Origin of the sequence: Ensifer sp. ZNC0028, from assembly GCF_000799055.1 — a bacterium.
In the GTDB taxonomy this organism is placed as follows: domain Bacteria; phylum Pseudomonadota; class Alphaproteobacteria; order Rhizobiales; family Rhizobiaceae; genus Ensifer.
Window position 1 is genome coordinate 1 of record NZ_JTLA01000080.1, and the last position, 16203, is coordinate 16203.

Sequence of the window (16203 nt, forward strand, 5' to 3'; positions counted from 1 at the left end):
CTCTTGCCCCGCCGCTGCCGATGGCGCGGCATGACCGACATGGCTCGCCTGTTGTTGTCCTAGGGCGGCACTGGTGCAGATCGCCGTCCCGCCTGCAGCTGCCAGCCCACCCATCAGCAGGCTGCGCCTTCGCATCAGGTCAGGTCTTGTCGGCTTGTCCATATTCGCCCCTCTCCCTCATTGCGTAACACGCGCCGCGCTGTGCCCGACCGGGCGCCAGAAAAGCGGACCACATGCTTCTGCAAATCATTTGCAACAACAGCAATAATGCAAATGCAACCCATTCGCAACTGACTAGGGCACGCGTGACGGTCCGCAGGGGCCGGCAGGACCGCGCGCTCTGGGCGACACCCTGTTAGCGACCCTGAAACGAAAACGTCCCCGGAAAGCGCGCGGCCTCGGGGACGTTGGGTTGGACTTCGGCGCCGGACCGGAAACGGACATGTCCGCATGGCCTCGGCAGGTGGTGGTCGCGCCTCACCATTCAAGTTCGAGTTGCGGCACCCCGTTGGAGGTTTTTTCGATCGTACGGCCGGTCTCGTCCACCGTCGCCGTGACCCGCTGGCGGAAGGCCGAGAAGCTGTCGAAGGTGACGACGTCGACCGGTGCATCGAACTTCATCGTCAGGCGGTAGCGCCCCGGCTGCGCCGTCAGCGCCTGCACCGAAAGGATCTCGCCCTCGAAGGCCTGGCCGAGATAGCGCCCCTTCACGCGGGATCCGAGCATCCAGGGATTGAACGGCGGACGGTTGCCGACAGCGGCGTGCAGCGTGTTCCAGTCGCGATAGCCGTACTGGGCGGCGATCAGTTCGAGCGAGCGGGAATGGCCGATGGTTTCGCCTTCGGATGCAAGGCGGGTGCGCAGACGCTTGGCCTGGTCTTTCAGGGCGTCGAGCGAAGGAAGCGGGTTTGATCCGCGCGTCATGAGAAGGTCTCCTGCAGCGGCATGCATTCCTTGAAGATGGGAGCCCGCATTGCCACCGGTTCGCATGCCGTTTCGGCTGACCGTGTCTCAAAAGAAGGACTTCACCAAAGCATGACGCTCGCGGACGGCAGGGACCTTCACCCTGCCGCTTCCATAGGGGATGCCGCTTCGGCTGTCAAACATACCGCTGAACCGGCGTCCGCGCGAAAGACGATTGCGCACGCGCAGAAGCTGTGGGACGACTACCGGAGACGACGGAGGAGGACGTGATGACCGAAATGACGATACTCGCATTCGCGCTGGTTGCCTTCATCGGCATCGCGACACCGGGCCCGACGGTCCTGCTCGCACTCACCAATGGATCACGCTACGGCGTCAGGCGCGCAACTGCGGGCATGGTCGGTGCCATGCTCTCCGATTTCGTGTTGATCGGCGCCGTCGCGCTTGGCCTCGGCGCACTGCTGGCGGCCTCCGAATTCTGGTTTACCGTCGTCAAATGGCTGGGCGCTGGCTATCTCGCCTTTCTCGGCATCATGCTGCTGCGGTCGAAAGGGACGATCCAGGTGGCAACCGAAGCCGGCGGGACTGCTCCCGTTTCGTCTACCGCGATCTTCCTGAAATGCTTCCTGGTCGCTGTCACCAATCCCAAGGGCTATCTGTTCTTCACTGCGTTCCTGCCGCAGTTCATCGATCCGGCGGCGCCGCAGGCGGCGCAATATGCCGTTCTCGCCCTCGTCTTCGCCACCGTCGATTTCACCGTGATGTTCGGCTATGCGCTGCTCGGCGCGAAAGCCGCGGTCTTCCTCAAGCGTTCCGGGGCCATATGGCTCGATCGGCTGTGCGGCGGCGCCTTGCTGGCACTGGCCGGCTCGCTCGCACTTTACCGCCGCGCCACCGCCTGAAATGCTGTTTCGCCAACACGTCCTTGCGCAGATCGCGAGCGGCGACGTGACCTTGGCCTTCCGGCGATGGACCAAGCCGACGGTCAAGGCCGGCGGCACCTTGCGCACCGCGGTCGGTGTTCTCGCCATCGATGCCGTCGACGAGATCGAGGAAGGCGCGATTACCGACAGCGATGCCGGCAAGGCCGGCTTTGCCGATCGCGCCGCCCTCGTTGGGGAGCTGGCCGCGCGCACCGAAGGGCGCTGTTATCGCATCGCATTCCACCGGACCGGCGACGATCCACGCATCGCCCTGCGGAACGCGGTCGACCTCAACGGTGAAGGGTGGGCAGAAATCGACCGCAAGCTCGCGCGCTTCGACGACAGCGCCGGCATGGCCTGGACCCGTCCGGTGCTGCAGCTGATCGCCGCTCGTGACGGAACGACTGCGGCGGAGCTGAGCGCCGCCATCGGCATGGAAAAACTGAAGCTAAAGGCGCGCATCCGCAAACTGAAGGAGCTCGGCCTCACCGAAAGCCTCGATGTCGGCTATCGCCTGTCCGGCCGCGGGCGTGCCTTTCTCGGGGGAAAATAGCGCGTGTGAAAAAGCGGATGGTGCCGAGGACACCATCCGCTTCCAGACTTGAGGCACACGAGACCCGCGGCAGAGAAGAACACCCTGAAGGCTCTTCCCTACATCCCTGCGTCACGGATCACAGTGCAAGTGTTGACGGGTGATCGGTTCGAACGCGTTTCGAAGCAAACCCCGGAGCGATTGCGGGATCGGGGCGGAAAACCGCGCCGCTTTCCCGTTGCCCTTTAGTGGCGGCGCTGTTTGCCGCCGTTGTTCGACAGGATGCCGAGGCCAAGGTCGAGATCGTTGCCGGAGAGAACGCCGTTCAACGACTTGTTGAGGATGCTGTTGTCGGAAAGCACATCGCCGACATCGACCTTCGGTGCGACCACGATGCCATTGGCGATGCCGCCGTTGAGCACGTTGACGTTCTTGCCGGACAGAACACCCAGCGACAGGCCACCGGCCGACGCCTGGGACACAGTGGCGGCCACAACTGCGAATGCGATGCAAACTGTCTTGATCGTCATGGGGTTACCTCCTGTTGGACGTGTACCTGCTGTACACAACCAGGAGAGTACAATTAACATTTCAGTAATCAATTAAGAAAGCAAATCATAATAAACAGTTAAGCATAACAACTTCAATTCTAACGAGCGCCAGGGCCGGATCTTCAGACGAAGCATTTGGGCATGGCACCGGGAATATTCGGCACAGCTAATTACAACATAAAGTTTTATTAACCACGTAACTCCATCATATACTTATAAAGGTATCGATTGAGGAAGAGGGGATGCGACCATTCCCGGCCGTCGTAGTCACTCTTGTTGTTCTCGCGACAGCCTTTCCGGCGGCCAGTGAAACCACGCTCGATTACTCCGCCGGCTACGGCCACAGCAGCAATATCTTCGAGGACCCGCAGGTGCTTTCCGGACCATTCTGGGAAGGTCGGCTGGGGTTACGCGGCAGCCTCGAGCTCGGTGACGGCAAGCTCAGCTACGGCATCCGGCAGTTCGAGCGCCGGATCATCGACTACCGTTTTGCCGACACGCATTTGACCGGCGGCACGCTCGGCTATTCCTTCCCGATCGGAAAGAACCTGCTGGTCGAACTCGAGGGCGCCGCCATCCGCAACGATTCCGGCGACCTCTTCCTCAAGCTGCCGAGCAACATCATCGGCTACCGCACGATCGATTATTCGACCCAGGCGGCGGCCAAGGTCACGGCCGAAGGCCTTGGCGGCAAGACTGCCTTCTCGGCGAAATACGACGAGCGCCGGCGCGGCATCGCCGAGTTCACCACCGATCTCATCCGCCCCACCAAGCTCGACCCGGACGTCGCCCTTGCGACCTTCGGCGCCAGCCACTACCGCACCGTCGGCGGCGGCGAGCTTTGCCTGTGCGTCGAATATAACCGCTCGATCATTCCCGGCGACGAACAGAACAGCTTCGTCCGCTTCCCGGCGACGACGCTGCGCGGCTCGATTGCCTATGCGCGACAGTTCGACAACGGCCTGACCCTCGTCGGCGAGGCCGGCCTGATCGCGATGATGAGCGACAATCTCGGCGATACCAGTCGCTACACCGAGCCCTATCTGCGAGCCGAAGCCAAATGGGAAACATCCGGCGGCTTCGAAATCGGCAGCGGCTTCCGGCAGGACATCGCCATCGACGACATCGACGATGCGGTCGCCGAACTCACCCGCACCATCTCCGCTTCGATCGCGCAGCGCTTCAATCCCTGGATCAAGGCAAGCCTCGGCTACGAGGTCAGCCGCGCCACCTACTATTACTATCTCTACGACCGGAAGACCGAGACCGTCACCGCAAAGCTGCTGCTCGGCCCAGAAGAGAAGCCGCAGCTCGAAATCGAGTATGCCCATTCGCTGCAACGGGAAACCGACCCGACGCAGGACTACAGCGCCAACACCATCGTCGCACGCATCGGCGGGTCCTTCTGATGCAGATCGCGCTGTTGCACCGCCGACAGAGGTATGAGACGACTTGCCACCCAAACAGGCAGGACGAGGAGACAGGCATGATCGGCTATACGATGGTCGGAACGACGGACCTGAAGCGCGCCGAGCGCTTCTACGATCCGGTGATGGCGCTGATCGGCCAGGAGCGCTGCTACTGCGACGAGCAGGTTTCCTCCTGGGGTCGAAAGGATGATGACAAGGCGCCGCGTTTCTTTGCCTGCCATCCTTTCGACGGGAAAGCCGCCTCGGTCGGCAACGGTGCGATGACCGCCTTCCTGGTGGAAAGCGCCGAGGTCATCGACCGCGTGTTCTATGCCGCCATGGCGCGCGGCGGCAGCGAAGAGGGAAAACCGGGTTTCCGTCCGCAATATGGCGATGGCTTCTACGCTGCCTATGTGCGTGATCCCGACGGCAACAAGCTGGCCTTCGTCTGCTACGACGCCCGCGAGACGCAGAGTACGTCCTAATGCGTCCTAGCGGCGCGTCGACCAGCCGAACCAGATCGCGACGGCCGCAAGCATCAGTGCGAGCACGCGCCGCACCAGCCGTTCGCGTGCCGGCGAGTTGAGCACCGGCTCCAACGCCCCGGCCAGAAGCACGATCGCGGCGTGAACCGCGGTCGCAACACCCACATAGAGCGCGGCAAGTGTCAGGTTCTGCGGCAATAGCGGCCGGGTATCGTCGACGAAGGTCGGAAGCACGGTGACGAAGAACAGCGCCGCCTTCGGATTGAGCAGATTGGTGATCAGGCCGCGCCGGAAATAGAAGAATGCGGGCTTGCCGCTCGGCCCCGCCTCCTCACCGTCACCATTCCAGGCTTCGAAGGCGAGATAGAGCAGGAAGCCGACACCTGCCCAGCGAAGCGCCCCATAGAGCATGTCCGACCGACCGACGAACTCGGCAACGCCGAAGGAGGCGGCAAAGCCGACGATCGCGAGGCCCAGCGCCACGCCGGCGACGGTCGCCATGCCGGGCCTGCGCCCCTCCGAGGCCGCGACCATGGCGAGGTACGCCATGTTCGGCCCCGGCGTCAGTTCGATGATGAAGGATGTCAAAAGAAAGGGCAGCAGGGTCGCTGCCCCGAAAATGAACGGATCCATGCGCGAGACTTCCATCCGCCTGCAACGAGGCCTTGCCGCAAGGACAGGTCAGCGGTGCCGCATTGTCAAGGAAGATCACAAACCCATCAGCAGGGAGCGCCCGGCATGTCATGCGTCTGCCCCCTCGCCGATCAGATCGGACCAGCGAGGGAGCAGCGAAAAATCCGCCACCGCAGGGTTGGCGGCGGAAAGAGATCTCAGGCGGCGCGGCGAACCGGCGGCATGGCGAGCTTGCGGCCGCTGGCGACGATCAGGCCGGCGGTGCCCTCGAGCCAGTTGTCCCGAAGCTCGAGCGCCAGGAACCGGTCGCGTTCGAACGGCCCTGGCATCACCAGATGCTGGGTGCGGCTGGCAAAGAAGCCGAAGCGCTCGTAATAGGCAGCATCACCGACGAGCAGGATCGCGCCATGGCAGCGGTTCTTGGCCTCTTCGATCGCGGCCCGCATCAGCATGCCGCCGATGCCCTTGCCCTCATGGGCGGGATCGACTGCGAGCGGACCGAGCAGCAGCGCCGGCACGGCATGGCCTTCGCGGCTGACGCCGGCCTCGACGTTCCAGAGCCGGACCGTGCCGATCACGTGACCGTCGACATCGCGGGCGACGAAGGCAAGGCCTTCGGCCGGCAGCCGGCCGCTGCGCAGCTTCTCCGACGACTTGCGGCGGCGCTCTGGCCCCATGGCACGGTCGAGCAGGTTCTCGCGCGCGACGACGTCGCCCGGATTCTCGGCATCGATTACAAATGTAGTGGGCGCGAAAAACGCGCGCAGGGCGTCAACAACAGCGGCCATCGGGGCCTCCCGTTATCAAAACCGCTTCAGGCGGACCGAACGAAAATTGTGAAATGGCGCTCCCGCCCAAGGACGGGAGCAGACCGGATCAGATCACATAGGCCTTCAGCGGCTCGAAGCCGTTGAAAGCGACGGCCGAGTAGGTCGTCGTATAGGCACCGGTGCCTTCGATCAGAACCTCGTCACCGATCGAAAGCGTAATCGGCAGCGGATACATGTTCTTCTCGTAGAGCACGTCGGCCGAATCGCAGGTCGGGCCGGCGAGAACGCAAGGTTCCATTTCGTCGGCATCGCGCGCCGTCCGGATCGGGTAGCGGATCGCCTCGTCCATGGTCTCGGCGAGACCGCCGAACTTGCCGATGTCGAGAAACACCCAGCGATGGGCGTCGTTGTCCGACTTCTTCGAGACGAGAACGACTTCCGCCTTGATCACGCCGGCGTTGCCGACCATGCCTCGACCGGGCTCGATGATCGTTTCCGGGATGTGGTTGCCGAAGTGCTTCTTCAGCGCGCCGAAGATCGCCTGGCCGTAGGCTTCCGCCGTCGGCACGTCCTTCAGGTACTTCGTCGGGAAGCCACCGCCCATGTTGACCATCTTGAGCTCGATGCCCTGCTTGGCCAATTGCACGAAGACGCGCTTGGCATCAGAGAGCGCCGCATCCCAGGCATCCAGCTTCGTCATCTGCGAACCGACATGGAACGAGACGCCGTAGGAAACGAGGCCATGCTGGTGAGCGTAGACGAGCACGTCGACGGCCATCTGCGGGACGCAGCCGAACTTGCGCGACAGCGGCCATTCGGCGCCTTCGCCATCGGTCAGGACGCGGCAGAACACGCGGGCGCCGGGGGCTGCGCGGGCAACCTTCTCGACTTCCTCGTGGCTGTCGACCGCAAACAGGTTCACCCCGAGCGCGTGGGCGCGGGCAATGTCACGCTCTTTCTTGATCGTGTTGCCGTAGGAGACGCGGCTCGCGGTCGCACCGGCGTCGAGCGCCATTTCGATTTCGGCGACGGACGCGCAATCGAAGGAGGAGCCCATGCCGGCGAGCAGGCGCAGGATTTCCGGCGCCGGGTTTGCCTTGACCGCATAATAGATCGAGCTATCCGGCATCGCGTGGCGGAAAGCCTTGAAATTGTTGCGCACGACGTCGAGATCGACAACAAGGCACGGGCCTTCCGGTCGTCGGGTGTTGATGAAGTCGATGATGCGAGCCGTGGTCATGGCCATATTCCCCTGATCCAAGATGCCCCGCTTTCGCGGAGGACAAAGGGCATACGCGCACATGCTCTGGAACCAGCCGGTGGAGACCCCGGAACCATGCATGCGCTCGATGCGCGAACGGTGAATCAAAGCCCGCCTAGGCTTCAATTCGGCTTTGTCTGCCATGGATTGGAGGGGGTAACCCAACCGCACTTCCGGCAATGAAGGTGTGCCTCTTCAGTAACCCCGGCTGTTGGAAAGCCGGCAGACACCAGAAAGGCCCGCACCGTCGTTGCTTCAAGATGTCCTCGCATTTCCCGGTTGGCCGGAATAGCGACTGGAGGGGTTAGTTCCAGGTACCTTACCGATACCCTCACCTAATCGAGGGTCGGCGGACACCCACAGGCACGTGCGACTTTGGGCAAGGGCGTAGGTAAGAAAAAAGCCTGACGTAATCAAGAGTTTTTTCACAACCGCGGTTGAATTTTTTTCCAGCCGGGCAAAACTGTCGATGTTCACAAATCCTGAACGACAACCGCCGGATCGATCACCGATCTAAAGCATTGAAAGAAGACTATTATTTTGAGAAACCGGCGCCAACGGCGGAACCCGGCGCGATGACGCAAGCGACGGACAATCTGCCGCCGGCATCATCGACGCGGAAGAGGCCTTCGCCGGCGAATCGGCGAAGCACGATTGAGAGCACGAAAGAAAGATCGCCATGGACACACTCACCCGTATCCGCGCCTTTATCGATGTCGTGGACGCCGAGGGGTTCTCGGCCGCCGCAAGGCGTGTCGGCAAGTCGAAGGCGCTGCTTTCCAAATATGTGCGCGAGCTCGAGGATGAACTCGGTGCGCTGCTCCTCAACCGCACGACACGGCAATTCTCGCTGACCGAGGCCGGCCACACCTATTACCGCACCGCGTCGGAGATCCTGAAGGAGATCGACAATCTCGCCGACCTCGTGCGCGCCAACAATTCCGACCTCAAGGGGCGGCTGCGCATCACCGCGCCGCGCACCTTCGTCGATGCGGAAATCGGCCAGTCGCTGGTCGATTTCGGCAAGCAGCATCCCGAGCTCTCGCTCGAAATCATCTCCGACGACCGGTTCGTCGATCTGGTCGAGGAAGGCTTCGACGTCGCCATCCGCATCACCCGGCTCGAAGATTCGACGCTGATCGCCCGCAAGCTCGACGATTTCCAGGTACTGATCTGCGCCGCCCCCGAATTCCTGGAAAAGGCTGGCCCGATCGCTCACCCGACGGACCTTTCCAAGCTGCCCTGCATTCTTGATACGAACGGCCGCTCCTATTCCAACTGGCGCTTCGTCGAGCCTGACGGTTCGGCCTTTACCGTGCCCGTCAGCGGCCCGATCGAGGTCAACAGCCCGCTTGCCGCCCTCAGGGCCACCGTCTCCGGCCTCGGCGTATCGATTATCCCGGATTTCATCGCCCGCCCGAAAGTCGCCACCGGCGAACTCGTGACCCTGTTCGACGATTTCCTGCCCCGCGACCGCGGCATCTATGCGATCTATCCGCATCGCCGCTACCTCCCGGCCAAGGTCAGGACCCTCGTCGACTTCCTCCACGCCTGGTTCCGCAAGCCGCGGTGATAGGCACCTAAGCCTCAAAGTCCCAATTCCGTCCCATTTCCGGTACATTCCCGGAAACGAATCGCGGAGCGATCGCTCCAGCCGAAAGGATTGCCGCCACATGAGAACCAAATGCCTCGTCATGGCCGGCCTTGCCACCTTGGCTGCCCCGTCGCTGGCCTTTGCTCACCCGCATATCTTTGCGGAAGCGCGCCTCGAGGTGGTCTCCGACGACAAGGACGAGATCAGCGAACTCCGCAACGTCTGGCGCTTCGACGAACTGTTCTCCTCCAGCGTCGTGCTCGATTTCGACAAGAACTCGAACGCGACACTCGATCCGGACGAGCTGGCGGAAGTCGGCCAGACGGTGATGGAGTCCCTGTCCGAGTACAATTACTACACGACGATCCTCGACAACGGCAAAACCATCAAGGTCAACAAACCGGACCACATCACCGTCGACTACAAGGACGGGCAACTGCTGATGATGTTCGCGGTCAAGCCGGCCGAGCCGATGCCGCTCAAGGGCAAGCTCTCCTTCGGCGTCTACGATCCGACGATGTATACCGCGATGGACTTCGCGAACGACGATGACCTGACAGTCGTCGGCGACAAGATCAATGCCTGTAAGCACAAGGTCGTCCGCCCTGATCCCGACGAAGTTCTCGCCGAGAACAAGGACACCTTGACCGATGCCTTCTGGAGCGATCCGACGGGCACCGACATGTCGAAGCTCTTTGCAACCAGGATCGAGATCTCATGCTGAATACCCGCGGGATTGGACGCCTGGTCACGGCAGCGCTCATCGTCACGGCGCTCTCCGCAACGATCGCCGCGGCCCAGTCGCCCCTCGGCATCGGCACGGCCGAGCCGGCGTTCAAGACGACCGGTTTTCTCGGCGGCTTCTTCGCCTGGATCAACATGGAGCAGCAGGGCTTCTATCGGCTGATGACCAACGCGCTGAAGGGGATGCGTGAGAACCCCTGGCAGCTCTGGTCGCTGGTCGGCCTGTCCTTCACCTATGGCGTGCTGCATGCCGCTGGCCCCGGCCATGGCAAGGCGGTGATCTCCTCCTACATGATCGCCAACGAGACGGAGCTGAAGCGCGGCGTGCTGCTCTCCTTCCTTTCCTCGCTCCTGCAGGGCGTGGTCGCGATCCTTTTGATCGGCGCCGTCTACCTCATCCTGCGCGGCACCTCGATCAGCATGACCAGCGCGACGCGCTGGCTGGAGATTGCGAGCTACGCGCTGATTGCTGCCTTCGGCGGCTGGCTTCTGCTGCGCAAGCTACGGTCGATGCTGCGTCCGGTCGCCGTGGCTTCCGTGGCCGGCGGCGGGCAGGTCCATCTCGCGCACGATCACCATCACGATCATCACGATCACCATCACAGCCACCATCATGATCACCACGGGCACAGCCATGGGCCGGGCGAAGTCTGCGCAAGCTGCGGCCATGCGCACGCGCCCGATCCGTCGATGCTGAAGGGCGATCGTTTTGCGCTGCGCGAAGCCTGGTCGGCGGTCATCGCCGTCGGCCTGCGTCCCTGCTCCGGTGCGCTGATCGTGCTGTCCTTCGCACTCCTGAACGGGCTTTACCTCGGCGGCGTGCTTTCGGTCTTTGCCATGTCGATCGGCACGGCAATCACCGTCTCGATCCTCGCGACCATGGCCGTCACCGCCAAGGGCTTTGCGCTCCGCTATGCGGCAAACGGCGCTGCGGCCGCCCGGATCTCGAACGGTATCGAAATCGCCGGCGCTGCCCTTGTTCTGTTGCTGGGATTGGCGCTGCTCGGCGCGGCGCTACAGAGCTGACACAGACGGTCTGATCAGGCCGTCACAGTCCGCGCTTGCGCTGGTAGCGCGCGCGGAGCCAGAAGAGCAGGAAGAAGCCGAGAACGAAGATCACGCCGAAGGCGGCGGCAAGCCAGGGCGAGATATCGCCGAGCTTGAGCATGATCGACGGCAACACGAAGAAGCCGAGGCCGGCGACGACGAGAATGATCGCAGCGGCGATCGCCGGTGACTTTTCCTTGTTCTGCATGACTTCCCTGCTGTTGTCTGCTGCGGCCTGAGCAGCCGGCGCCTATTTCGACGCCTGCCGCTCCAGGTCCGAGCGTATATCTTCAAGCCGCCGCTTCTGGCGACCGTCTTCATCGAAATTATCAGCTGCAAGCCAGCTTTCGAATGCGGCATTGAGCAGCGGCCATTCGCTATCGATCATCGAAAACCAGGCCGTGTCGCGGTTGCCGCCCTTGGAAATCATGTGCTGCCGGAAAATGCCTTCGAAAGTGAAACCGAGGCGTGCCGCCGTCTGACGGCTGGCCATGTTCTCGCTGTTGCACTTCCATTCGTAGCGGCGGTAGCCCAGATCCTCAAAGACGTGTTTTGCCATCAGGTAGTGGACTTCGGTCGAAAGCGGCGAACGCGCCATGGCGGCGCCGTGCGCCACGGAGCCGACCTCGACGACGCCATTGGCCGGATCGGGGCGCATGTAGTTGGCCATGCCGACGACAATGCCGGTTGCCTGGTCGCGGAACACCTCGGTGACCCAGCTGGACTTCTGCTGAGCCGCCGTCAGCCAGGCGTCGAAGTCCTCGATCCCGGCGAAGTCCGGCTGCGCGAAATATTTCAGCAGCGGATTGATCGCCATGCCGCCGAGGCCGTCCCAGAGATCCTGCAGATGCCGGTCGCGCTCATAGGGCTCAAGCTTGACGAAGCGCCCTTCGAGCGCGACGCCCTTCGGCGCCGGGCACCCTTTCCAGTTCGTCAGATCGCGCATCGGCCGCTCCTCCTTTATCCCTGCCCTTCGGCATAGGCCGGAGTGGCGGCCGACACAAATTCAAACTGGTGATGAACCCTGTTCGAACCGGTGATGAAACCGTACCGGCAGAACCGATCCCCTACGCGGTGGCCGGCACCTTGGCGGCCGAAACCGTCGCCTCGATGTGATCGACCAGCGCATCGGGAAGACCGAGACGGCCGGCAAGTAGGTCGAGATAGCCACGCTCCGCACGGGTTTCCGGTTCGATCGTCAGGCGCGACGCGGTGTAGACCTCTACCCGCTCCTCTTCCGTCTTTGCCGCGCCGACGATCGCGTCGATATCGACGGGGTTGGCAAGCTCGCCTTCGAGGAAGCTGGCTGCATCGGCCGAGAGGCCCGATACCGACAGCTTGTCCATGATATGCTGGCGCTCGGCATCGTCGATATGCCCATCGGCGCGCGAAGCGGCGATCATCGCGCGCACCAGCGTCAGCGCAAAATCATGGCTGACGGCTTCCGGCGCGGAGGCGAAACCGGAATCGGCCGGCGGCGGCAGAAGTTCCGGGTCGCCTTTGGCGACCGTTGCGCCGCCGGGCGTATTGCCGGCCTGATAATTCTTGTAGGCCTGATAACCGAGACCGGCGATCGCCGCGAGACCACCGAGCACGGCGGCGTTGCCCGCCAGCTGGCGACCCGACTTGGTACCGAGCAGAACAGCGGCAATGGCTCCGCTCGCCAGCGGATTGTCCTTGGCAAGCTGCGTCGCCTGGGTCGCGCGATCGCGCACCGTGCCGCCGGCACCGGGCACCTGCGATCCCAGAAACTGATCCAGCAATTTCTTCGCGTCGAACATCGGGTTTCGCTCCTTGTCGGTTCCGGGCGGTTGAAGACGAGCGCAAGGGTGCGCCGCCCGCGCGCCCGTCGCTGAATGGATTGAGACATAGGAACGTTGCAGGGAAAATACAAATTCGCGCCAGAGGCGAGCGACGCCGTCCAGCCAAAGAAAAAGGCCGGGCTCTCCGCCCGGCCTTTCAAAAAACGGAAGGCGTTGCTTGCCGCTCAGCCCTTGAGCACGAAGGCTTCTGCCGCGAGCTTGGTGATGCCGGCCCAGTCGCCCTTGGCAACCAGTTCCTTCGGCGCAACCCAGGAACCACCGACGCAAACAACGTTGGGCAGCGTCAGATAGTCGCGCGCATTGGCAAGGGAAATGCCGCCCGTCGGGCAGAAGAGCGTGCCGGCAAGCGGCGAGGACAGCGACTTGAGGTAGGCAGCACCCCCTGCCTGTTCGGCCGGGAAGAACTTCATGACGTTGTAGCCTTCTTCACGCAGGCCCATGACTTCGCTCGCCGTCGCAGCACCCGGCAAAAGCGGCACCTCGTGGTCGTTGGCCACGTCGATCAGCTCCTGCGTCGTGCCGGGGCTGACGATGAACTTCGAGCCAGCCTCGACCGCCGCTTCGAACTGGGCGGCGTTGAGGATCGTACCGGCGCCGGCAACGGCACCTTCGACTTCGTTGGCAACGGCGCGGATCGCTTCGAGTGCGGCCGGCGTGCGCAAGGTGATCTCGATCGCCTTCAAACCGCCGGCAACAAGCGCGCGCGCCAGCGGAACGGCGGTCGCCACGTCGTCGATCACCAGCACCGGAACGACCGGCGCCAGTTTGAGGGTTGAAAGAAGCCTGTCGGATTTCGCGCTCATGCCGATCGTCCTTTTTAAAACGATTGAATATGCCCTCCGCATACTCCCCCGGCCACCGGTTGTCGAGACCCAAGGCGGCGGGAGCGCGGCTTTCGCATGTAAGGCAAGGGTAATATGCAACTTGCGACAAAGAGATGACTTGAGCCTTTGCGCGAAAGCGATAGGTTGGTGGCCGCGGGCCCCTGAAATGGCGGATTTTCCATGGCGAAGGAAATAGAGCGCAAATTTCTGGTCGCTTCCGACGGATGGCGGGAGCGTGCCGACAAGGGCATTGACCTCAGGCAGGCCTATGTCGTGACCATGGACGACCGCTCGCTGCGCGTGCGCATCCACGGCGACAAATGGGCGCGGCTCACCATCAAGATCGGAAAGTCGGCGCTGGTCAGAAACGAGTACGAGTACGACCTGCCGATGGACGATGCCCGCGAGATGCTGACCCAGGCGGTCGGGATCGTCATCGAGAAGAGGCGCTACCGAGTGCCGCACAAGGGGTTCACCTGGGAAGTCGACGTCTATGGAGGCGCGCTCAAAGGCCTCGTCGTTGCGGAAGTCGAGATGAAGCGCGAGACCGACATGCCGGCGCTGCCCGATTGGGTCGGGCAGGAAATCACGGGCGATCGCCGCTACTCCAACCAGTCCCTCGCCACCGAAGGACTGACGGAACCGCAACCATGACTTACGCCTTCGAACCCGGGCGGCCTTTTTCGGAAGACTTCCGCGCAATCGCCGCCGAACAGCTCACACAGGCGGTGATGACGCTCGAGGATCGGCCCGACGGCATGCACGAGGCGATCCATGACGCCCGCAAGAACTTCAAGCGCCTGCGCTCGCTGTACCGTCTCGTCGCAGCGGACGTGCCGCTTTTTCAGAAGCACGAAAATGCGCGCATCCGTGACATGGCCCGCAACCTCTCAACCGTTCGGGACGCGGCCGCACTGGTCGAGAACGCCCATTACCTCAAGGCAGCCGCGTGCAACGAGGAGGAAGAACGGGCGCTCGCCCATGTCTGCGAGCGGCTGACGACACGCCGGGACCGCATCACCGCAAGCGCGACCGATATCGAGGACCGCGTGTCAGCCACCATCGTGCGCTGCGAGCAGGCGCTGCAGGCCCTCAGCCAGGTGACATTCGACGACCGGCGCCGCAAGACCGCAGACCGGCTGACGAAGGGATGGCGGCGCACGCTGAAGCGGGCCAGGCGCGCCAGGCAGGCATGCAGCGAGACTTCGGAAGCCCCGGCGTTCCACGAGCTGCGAAAGCGGGCGCAGGACTACCGCATGCATCTCGGCCTGATGCACGCGGTCTGGCCTTCCGCCCTGCAGGCCAAGCGCGCCGAGGCCAAAGCGCTGGTCGACACGCTCGGGCACCTCAACGATCTCGCGGTCATGACCCAGTTGATCAACGAGGATCCGGGTCTTGCCGGCAACAGTCAGGATCAGGCCCACCTCATCGCGGCCGTCATCGACCGACAGGGAAGCTTGCGCAAGCACGCTCTTGATCTCGCCGCCGAGGTCTTCCAGGAGGAACCGGACGACGAAAGCCGAACGATCCGGTTGCTCTGGCTCGACGCCGCGCGCTGATGTTTCGGCGAAATTTCGGCGGGCGACAGAGTGCCCATGGGCCCCGCCGCGATTGCGCTTGCGGCGCGAAAGCTGTATTTGCACGGGCCATGACCGACATTTCCACGACCCCGCGCCCTGAGCCCCATGGTGAGACGCATGGCCAGTTTCTGGTGGCCGCGCTCTATCATTTCGCACGCTTCCCGCGTTTCGCCGATTTTCGCGAACCGCTGCAGGCCGTCTGCGACGAAAACGGCGTCAAGGGAACGCTGCTTCTGGCGCATGAAGGCATCAACGGCACGATCGCCGGCACCGATGCCGGCATCACCGCGGTGCTTTCCTTCCTGCGCGCACAGCCCGAGTTCGGCGCATTGGAGCACAAGGAAAGCCGCGCATCCTCCATGCCGTTCCTGCGCATGAAGGTGCGGCTGAAAAAGGAAATCGTCACCATGGGCGTCGAGGACATCGACCCCAACAAGATCGTCGGCACCTATGTCGACCCGAAGGATTGGAATGCGCTGATCTCCGATCCCGAGACGATCGTCATCGACACGCGCAACGACTACGAGACGGCGATCGGCATCTTCAAGGGCGCGGTCGATCCGCAGACCAAGACCTTCCGCGAGTTCCCGGACTGGGTGCGCAACAACACCGGCCTGCACAACAAGCCGAAGATCGCCATGTACTGCACCGGCGGCATCCGCTGCGAGAAGGCGACCGCCTTCATGAAGGAACAGGGCTTCGACGAGGTGTACCACCTCAAGGGCGGCATCCTGAAATATCTCGAGGAAGTGCCGCAGGAAGAAAGCCTCTGGGAAGGCGCCTGCTTTGTCTTCGACGATCGCGTTTCGGTTACCCACGGCCTCGAGGAAGGCGAGCACACGCTCTGCCACGCCTGCCGCCAGCCGTTGACCAAGGCTGACCTGGCTTCACCACACCACGAAGACGGCGTCGCCTGCATTCATTGCCACGAGGTCCGCACCGACGAGGACCGCGAACGCTACCGCCAGCGCCAGCGGCAGATCGAGCTGGCCAGGAAGCGTGGCGAACGCCACCTCGGTAGCTGAACGACCGATTCGCCGCCTCATCTGCGCGGTAATGCCCCTCATCCGCCTGCCGGCACCTTCTCCCCGCAAGCGGGGCGA

19 protein-coding genes are annotated in these 16203 nt (G+C 63.0%); 10 read left to right on the plus strand and 9 right to left on the minus strand.

Annotated features, from left to right (window positions below; translation table 11 throughout):
- Positions 1-477: 477 nt before the first annotated feature.
- The gene (locus tag L981_RS18580) at positions 478-924 is read right to left on the minus strand and encodes a glyoxalase superfamily protein (RefSeq protein ID WP_043619517.1); all 447 of its coding nucleotides are present in this window, start codon (positions 922-924) and stop codon (positions 478-480) included.
- 269 nt (positions 925-1193) lie between these two features.
- On the opposite strand from L981_RS18580, the gene L981_RS18590 reads away from it, so the two are divergent.
- Complete coding sequence (locus tag L981_RS18590) at positions 1194-1826, plus strand: LysE family translocator (RefSeq protein ID WP_043619520.1); 633 nt, start codon at positions 1194-1196, stop codon at positions 1824-1826.
- 46 nt (positions 1827-1872) lie between these two features.
- Positions 1873-2400 carry a helix-turn-helix transcriptional regulator gene (locus L981_RS18595; RefSeq protein ID WP_197067160.1) on the plus strand — a complete coding sequence of 176 codons (528 nt, stop codon included), beginning with the start codon at positions 1873-1875 and terminating at the stop codon, positions 2398-2400.
- A gap of 224 nt (positions 2401-2624) precedes the next feature.
- On the opposite strand, the gene L981_RS18600 is transcribed toward L981_RS18595, so the two are convergent.
- Positions 2625-2909 (minus strand): hypothetical protein, encoded by a 285-nt coding sequence (locus tag L981_RS18600; protein WP_043619526.1) that lies wholly within the window; start codon positions 2907-2909, stop codon positions 2625-2627.
- 263 nt (positions 2910-3172) lie between these two features.
- Here L981_RS18600 and L981_RS18605 point away from each other — a divergent pair, with 263 nt between their 5' ends.
- Both L981_RS18605 and L981_RS18610 read left to right on the plus strand, forming a co-directional pair.
- Positions 3173-4339: a hypothetical protein gene (locus L981_RS18605; RefSeq protein WP_043619528.1), complete on the plus strand. Its 1167-nt coding sequence runs from the start codon at positions 3173-3175 to the stop codon at positions 4337-4339.
- 77 nt (positions 4340-4416) lie between these two features.
- Positions 4417-4824: a VOC family protein gene (locus L981_RS18610; RefSeq protein WP_043619531.1), complete on the plus strand. Its 408-nt coding sequence runs from the start codon at positions 4417-4419 to the stop codon at positions 4822-4824.
- A 6-nt stretch (positions 4825-4830) separates the two neighbouring features.
- Here the strand turns inward: L981_RS18610 and L981_RS18615 are convergent, their stop codons facing one another.
- The 3 genes from L981_RS18615 to odc2 form a co-directional block, all read right to left on the minus strand.
- On the minus strand, positions 4831-5457 hold the full coding sequence (locus L981_RS18615; protein WP_043619555.1) for a LysE family translocator: 627 nt from the start codon (positions 5455-5457) through the stop codon (positions 4831-4833).
- Between the two features lie 197 nt (positions 5458-5654).
- A complete protein-coding gene (locus tag L981_RS18620) occupies positions 5655-6245 on the minus strand; it encodes a GNAT family N-acetyltransferase (protein WP_043619533.1) in 591 nt (196 codons plus the stop codon).
- Positions 6246-6333: 88 nt separating this feature from the next.
- Positions 6334-7473: an ornithine/lysine decarboxylase gene (odc2, locus tag L981_RS18625; protein ID WP_245281660.1), complete on the minus strand. Its 1140-nt coding sequence runs from the start codon at positions 7471-7473 to the stop codon at positions 6334-6336.
- Positions 7474-8167: 694 nt separating this feature from the next.
- Between odc2 and L981_RS18630 the strand changes: the two genes are divergently transcribed.
- From L981_RS18630 to L981_RS18640, 3 genes are all read left to right on the plus strand, one after another.
- Positions 8168-9061 (plus strand): LysR family transcriptional regulator, encoded by an 894-nt coding sequence (locus L981_RS18630; protein WP_043619535.1) that lies wholly within the window; start codon positions 8168-8170, stop codon positions 9059-9061.
- A gap of 100 nt (positions 9062-9161) precedes the next feature.
- Entirely contained in the window at positions 9162-9806 is a 645-nt protein-coding gene (locus L981_RS18635; protein ID WP_043619537.1) for a DUF1007 family protein, read from the plus strand.
- Positions 9800-10852, plus strand: a complete 1053-nt coding sequence (locus tag L981_RS18640; RefSeq protein WP_043619540.1) for a nickel/cobalt transporter — start codon at positions 9800-9802, stop codon at positions 10850-10852. The genes L981_RS18635 and L981_RS18640 overlap by 7 nt, the downstream gene beginning before the upstream one ends.
- 22 nt (positions 10853-10874) lie before the next feature.
- Here L981_RS18640 and L981_RS18645 read toward each other — a convergent pair whose 3' ends face one another.
- The 4 genes from L981_RS18645 to L981_RS18660 all read right to left on the minus strand — a co-directional run bounded on the left by L981_RS18645 (position 10875) and on the right by L981_RS18660 (position 13499).
- Positions 10875-11081: a hypothetical protein gene (locus L981_RS18645; RefSeq protein ID WP_034786975.1), complete on the minus strand. Its 207-nt coding sequence runs from the start codon at positions 11079-11081 to the stop codon at positions 10875-10877.
- A gap of 42 nt (positions 11082-11123) precedes the next feature.
- The gene (locus L981_RS18650) at positions 11124-11819 is read right to left on the minus strand and encodes a GNAT family N-acetyltransferase (protein WP_043619542.1); all 696 of its coding nucleotides are present in this window, start codon (positions 11817-11819) and stop codon (positions 11124-11126) included.
- Between the two features lie 121 nt (positions 11820-11940).
- Complete coding sequence (locus L981_RS18655; RefSeq protein ID WP_043619545.1) at positions 11941-12654, minus strand: tellurite resistance TerB family protein; 714 nt, start codon at positions 12652-12654, stop codon at positions 11941-11943.
- 206 nt (positions 12655-12860) lie between these two features.
- Complete coding sequence (locus tag L981_RS18660; protein WP_043619547.1) at positions 12861-13499, minus strand: 2-dehydro-3-deoxy-phosphogluconate aldolase; 639 nt, start codon at positions 13497-13499, stop codon at positions 12861-12863.
- Positions 13500-13700: 201 nt separating this feature from the next.
- Between L981_RS18660 and L981_RS18665 the strand changes: the two genes are divergently transcribed.
- The 3 genes from L981_RS18665 to L981_RS18675 all read left to right on the plus strand — a co-directional run bounded on the left by L981_RS18665 (position 13701) and on the right by L981_RS18675 (position 16125).
- A complete protein-coding gene (locus L981_RS18665) occupies positions 13701-14174 on the plus strand; it encodes a CYTH domain-containing protein (RefSeq protein ID WP_034786982.1) in 474 nt (157 codons plus the stop codon).
- Positions 14171-15079: a CHAD domain-containing protein gene (locus L981_RS18670; RefSeq protein ID WP_043619550.1), complete on the plus strand. Its 909-nt coding sequence runs from the start codon at positions 14171-14173 to the stop codon at positions 15077-15079. The genes L981_RS18665 and L981_RS18670 overlap by 4 nt, the downstream gene beginning before the upstream one ends.
- An 89-nt stretch (positions 15080-15168) precedes the next feature.
- Complete coding sequence (locus L981_RS18675; protein ID WP_043619552.1) at positions 15169-16125, plus strand: rhodanese-related sulfurtransferase; 957 nt, start codon at positions 15169-15171, stop codon at positions 16123-16125.
- Positions 16126-16203 lie beyond the last annotated feature (78 nt).

Excerpts from the sequence above, each read along its gene's own strand:
- L981_RS18615 (WP_043619555.1), bottom strand. The coding sequence starts at position 5,457 with ATGGATCCGTTCATTTTCGGGGCAGCGACCCTGCTGCCCTTTCTTTTG.
- L981_RS18650 (WP_043619542.1), bottom strand. The coding sequence starts at position 11,819 with ATGCGCGATCTGACGAACTGGAAAGGGTGCCCGGCGCCGAAGGGCGTC.
- L981_RS18580 (WP_043619517.1), bottom strand. The coding sequence starts at position 924 with ATGACGCGCGGATCAAACCCGCTTCCTTCGCTCGACGCCCTGAAAGAC.
- L981_RS18600 (WP_043619526.1), bottom strand. The coding sequence starts at position 2,909 with ATGACGATCAAGACAGTTTGCATCGCATTCGCAGTTGTGGCCGCCACT.
- L981_RS18660 (WP_043619547.1), bottom strand. The coding sequence starts at position 13,499 with ATGAGCGCGAAATCCGACAGGCTTCTTTCAACCCTCAAACTGGCGCCG.
- L981_RS18665 (WP_034786982.1), top strand. The coding sequence starts at position 13,701 with ATGGCGAAGGAAATAGAGCGCAAATTTCTGGTCGCTTCCGACGGATGG.
- odc2 (WP_245281660.1), bottom strand. The coding sequence starts at position 7,473 with ATGGCCATGACCACGGCTCGCATCATCGACTTCATCAACACCCGACGA.
- L981_RS18670 (WP_043619550.1), top strand. The coding sequence starts at position 14,171 with ATGACTTACGCCTTCGAACCCGGGCGGCCTTTTTCGGAAGACTTCCGC.
- L981_RS18645 (WP_034786975.1), bottom strand. The coding sequence starts at position 11,081 with ATGCAGAACAAGGAAAAGTCACCGGCGATCGCCGCTGCGATCATTCTC.
- L981_RS18630 (WP_043619535.1), top strand. The coding sequence starts at position 8,168 with ATGGACACACTCACCCGTATCCGCGCCTTTATCGATGTCGTGGACGCC.
- L981_RS18635 (WP_043619537.1), top strand. The coding sequence starts at position 9,162 with ATGAGAACCAAATGCCTCGTCATGGCCGGCCTTGCCACCTTGGCTGCC.
- L981_RS18640 (WP_043619540.1), top strand. The coding sequence starts at position 9,800 with ATGCTGAATACCCGCGGGATTGGACGCCTGGTCACGGCAGCGCTCATC.
- L981_RS18610 (WP_043619531.1), top strand. The coding sequence starts at position 4,417 with ATGATCGGCTATACGATGGTCGGAACGACGGACCTGAAGCGCGCCGAG.
- L981_RS18675 (WP_043619552.1), top strand. The coding sequence starts at position 15,169 with ATGACCGACATTTCCACGACCCCGCGCCCTGAGCCCCATGGTGAGACG.
- L981_RS18655 (WP_043619545.1), bottom strand. The coding sequence starts at position 12,654 with ATGTTCGACGCGAAGAAATTGCTGGATCAGTTTCTGGGATCGCAGGTG.
- L981_RS18590 (WP_043619520.1), top strand. The coding sequence starts at position 1,194 with ATGACCGAAATGACGATACTCGCATTCGCGCTGGTTGCCTTCATCGGC.
- L981_RS18620 (WP_043619533.1), bottom strand. The coding sequence starts at position 6,245 with ATGGCCGCTGTTGTTGACGCCCTGCGCGCGTTTTTCGCGCCCACTACA.
- L981_RS18605 (WP_043619528.1), top strand. The coding sequence starts at position 3,173 with ATGCGACCATTCCCGGCCGTCGTAGTCACTCTTGTTGTTCTCGCGACA.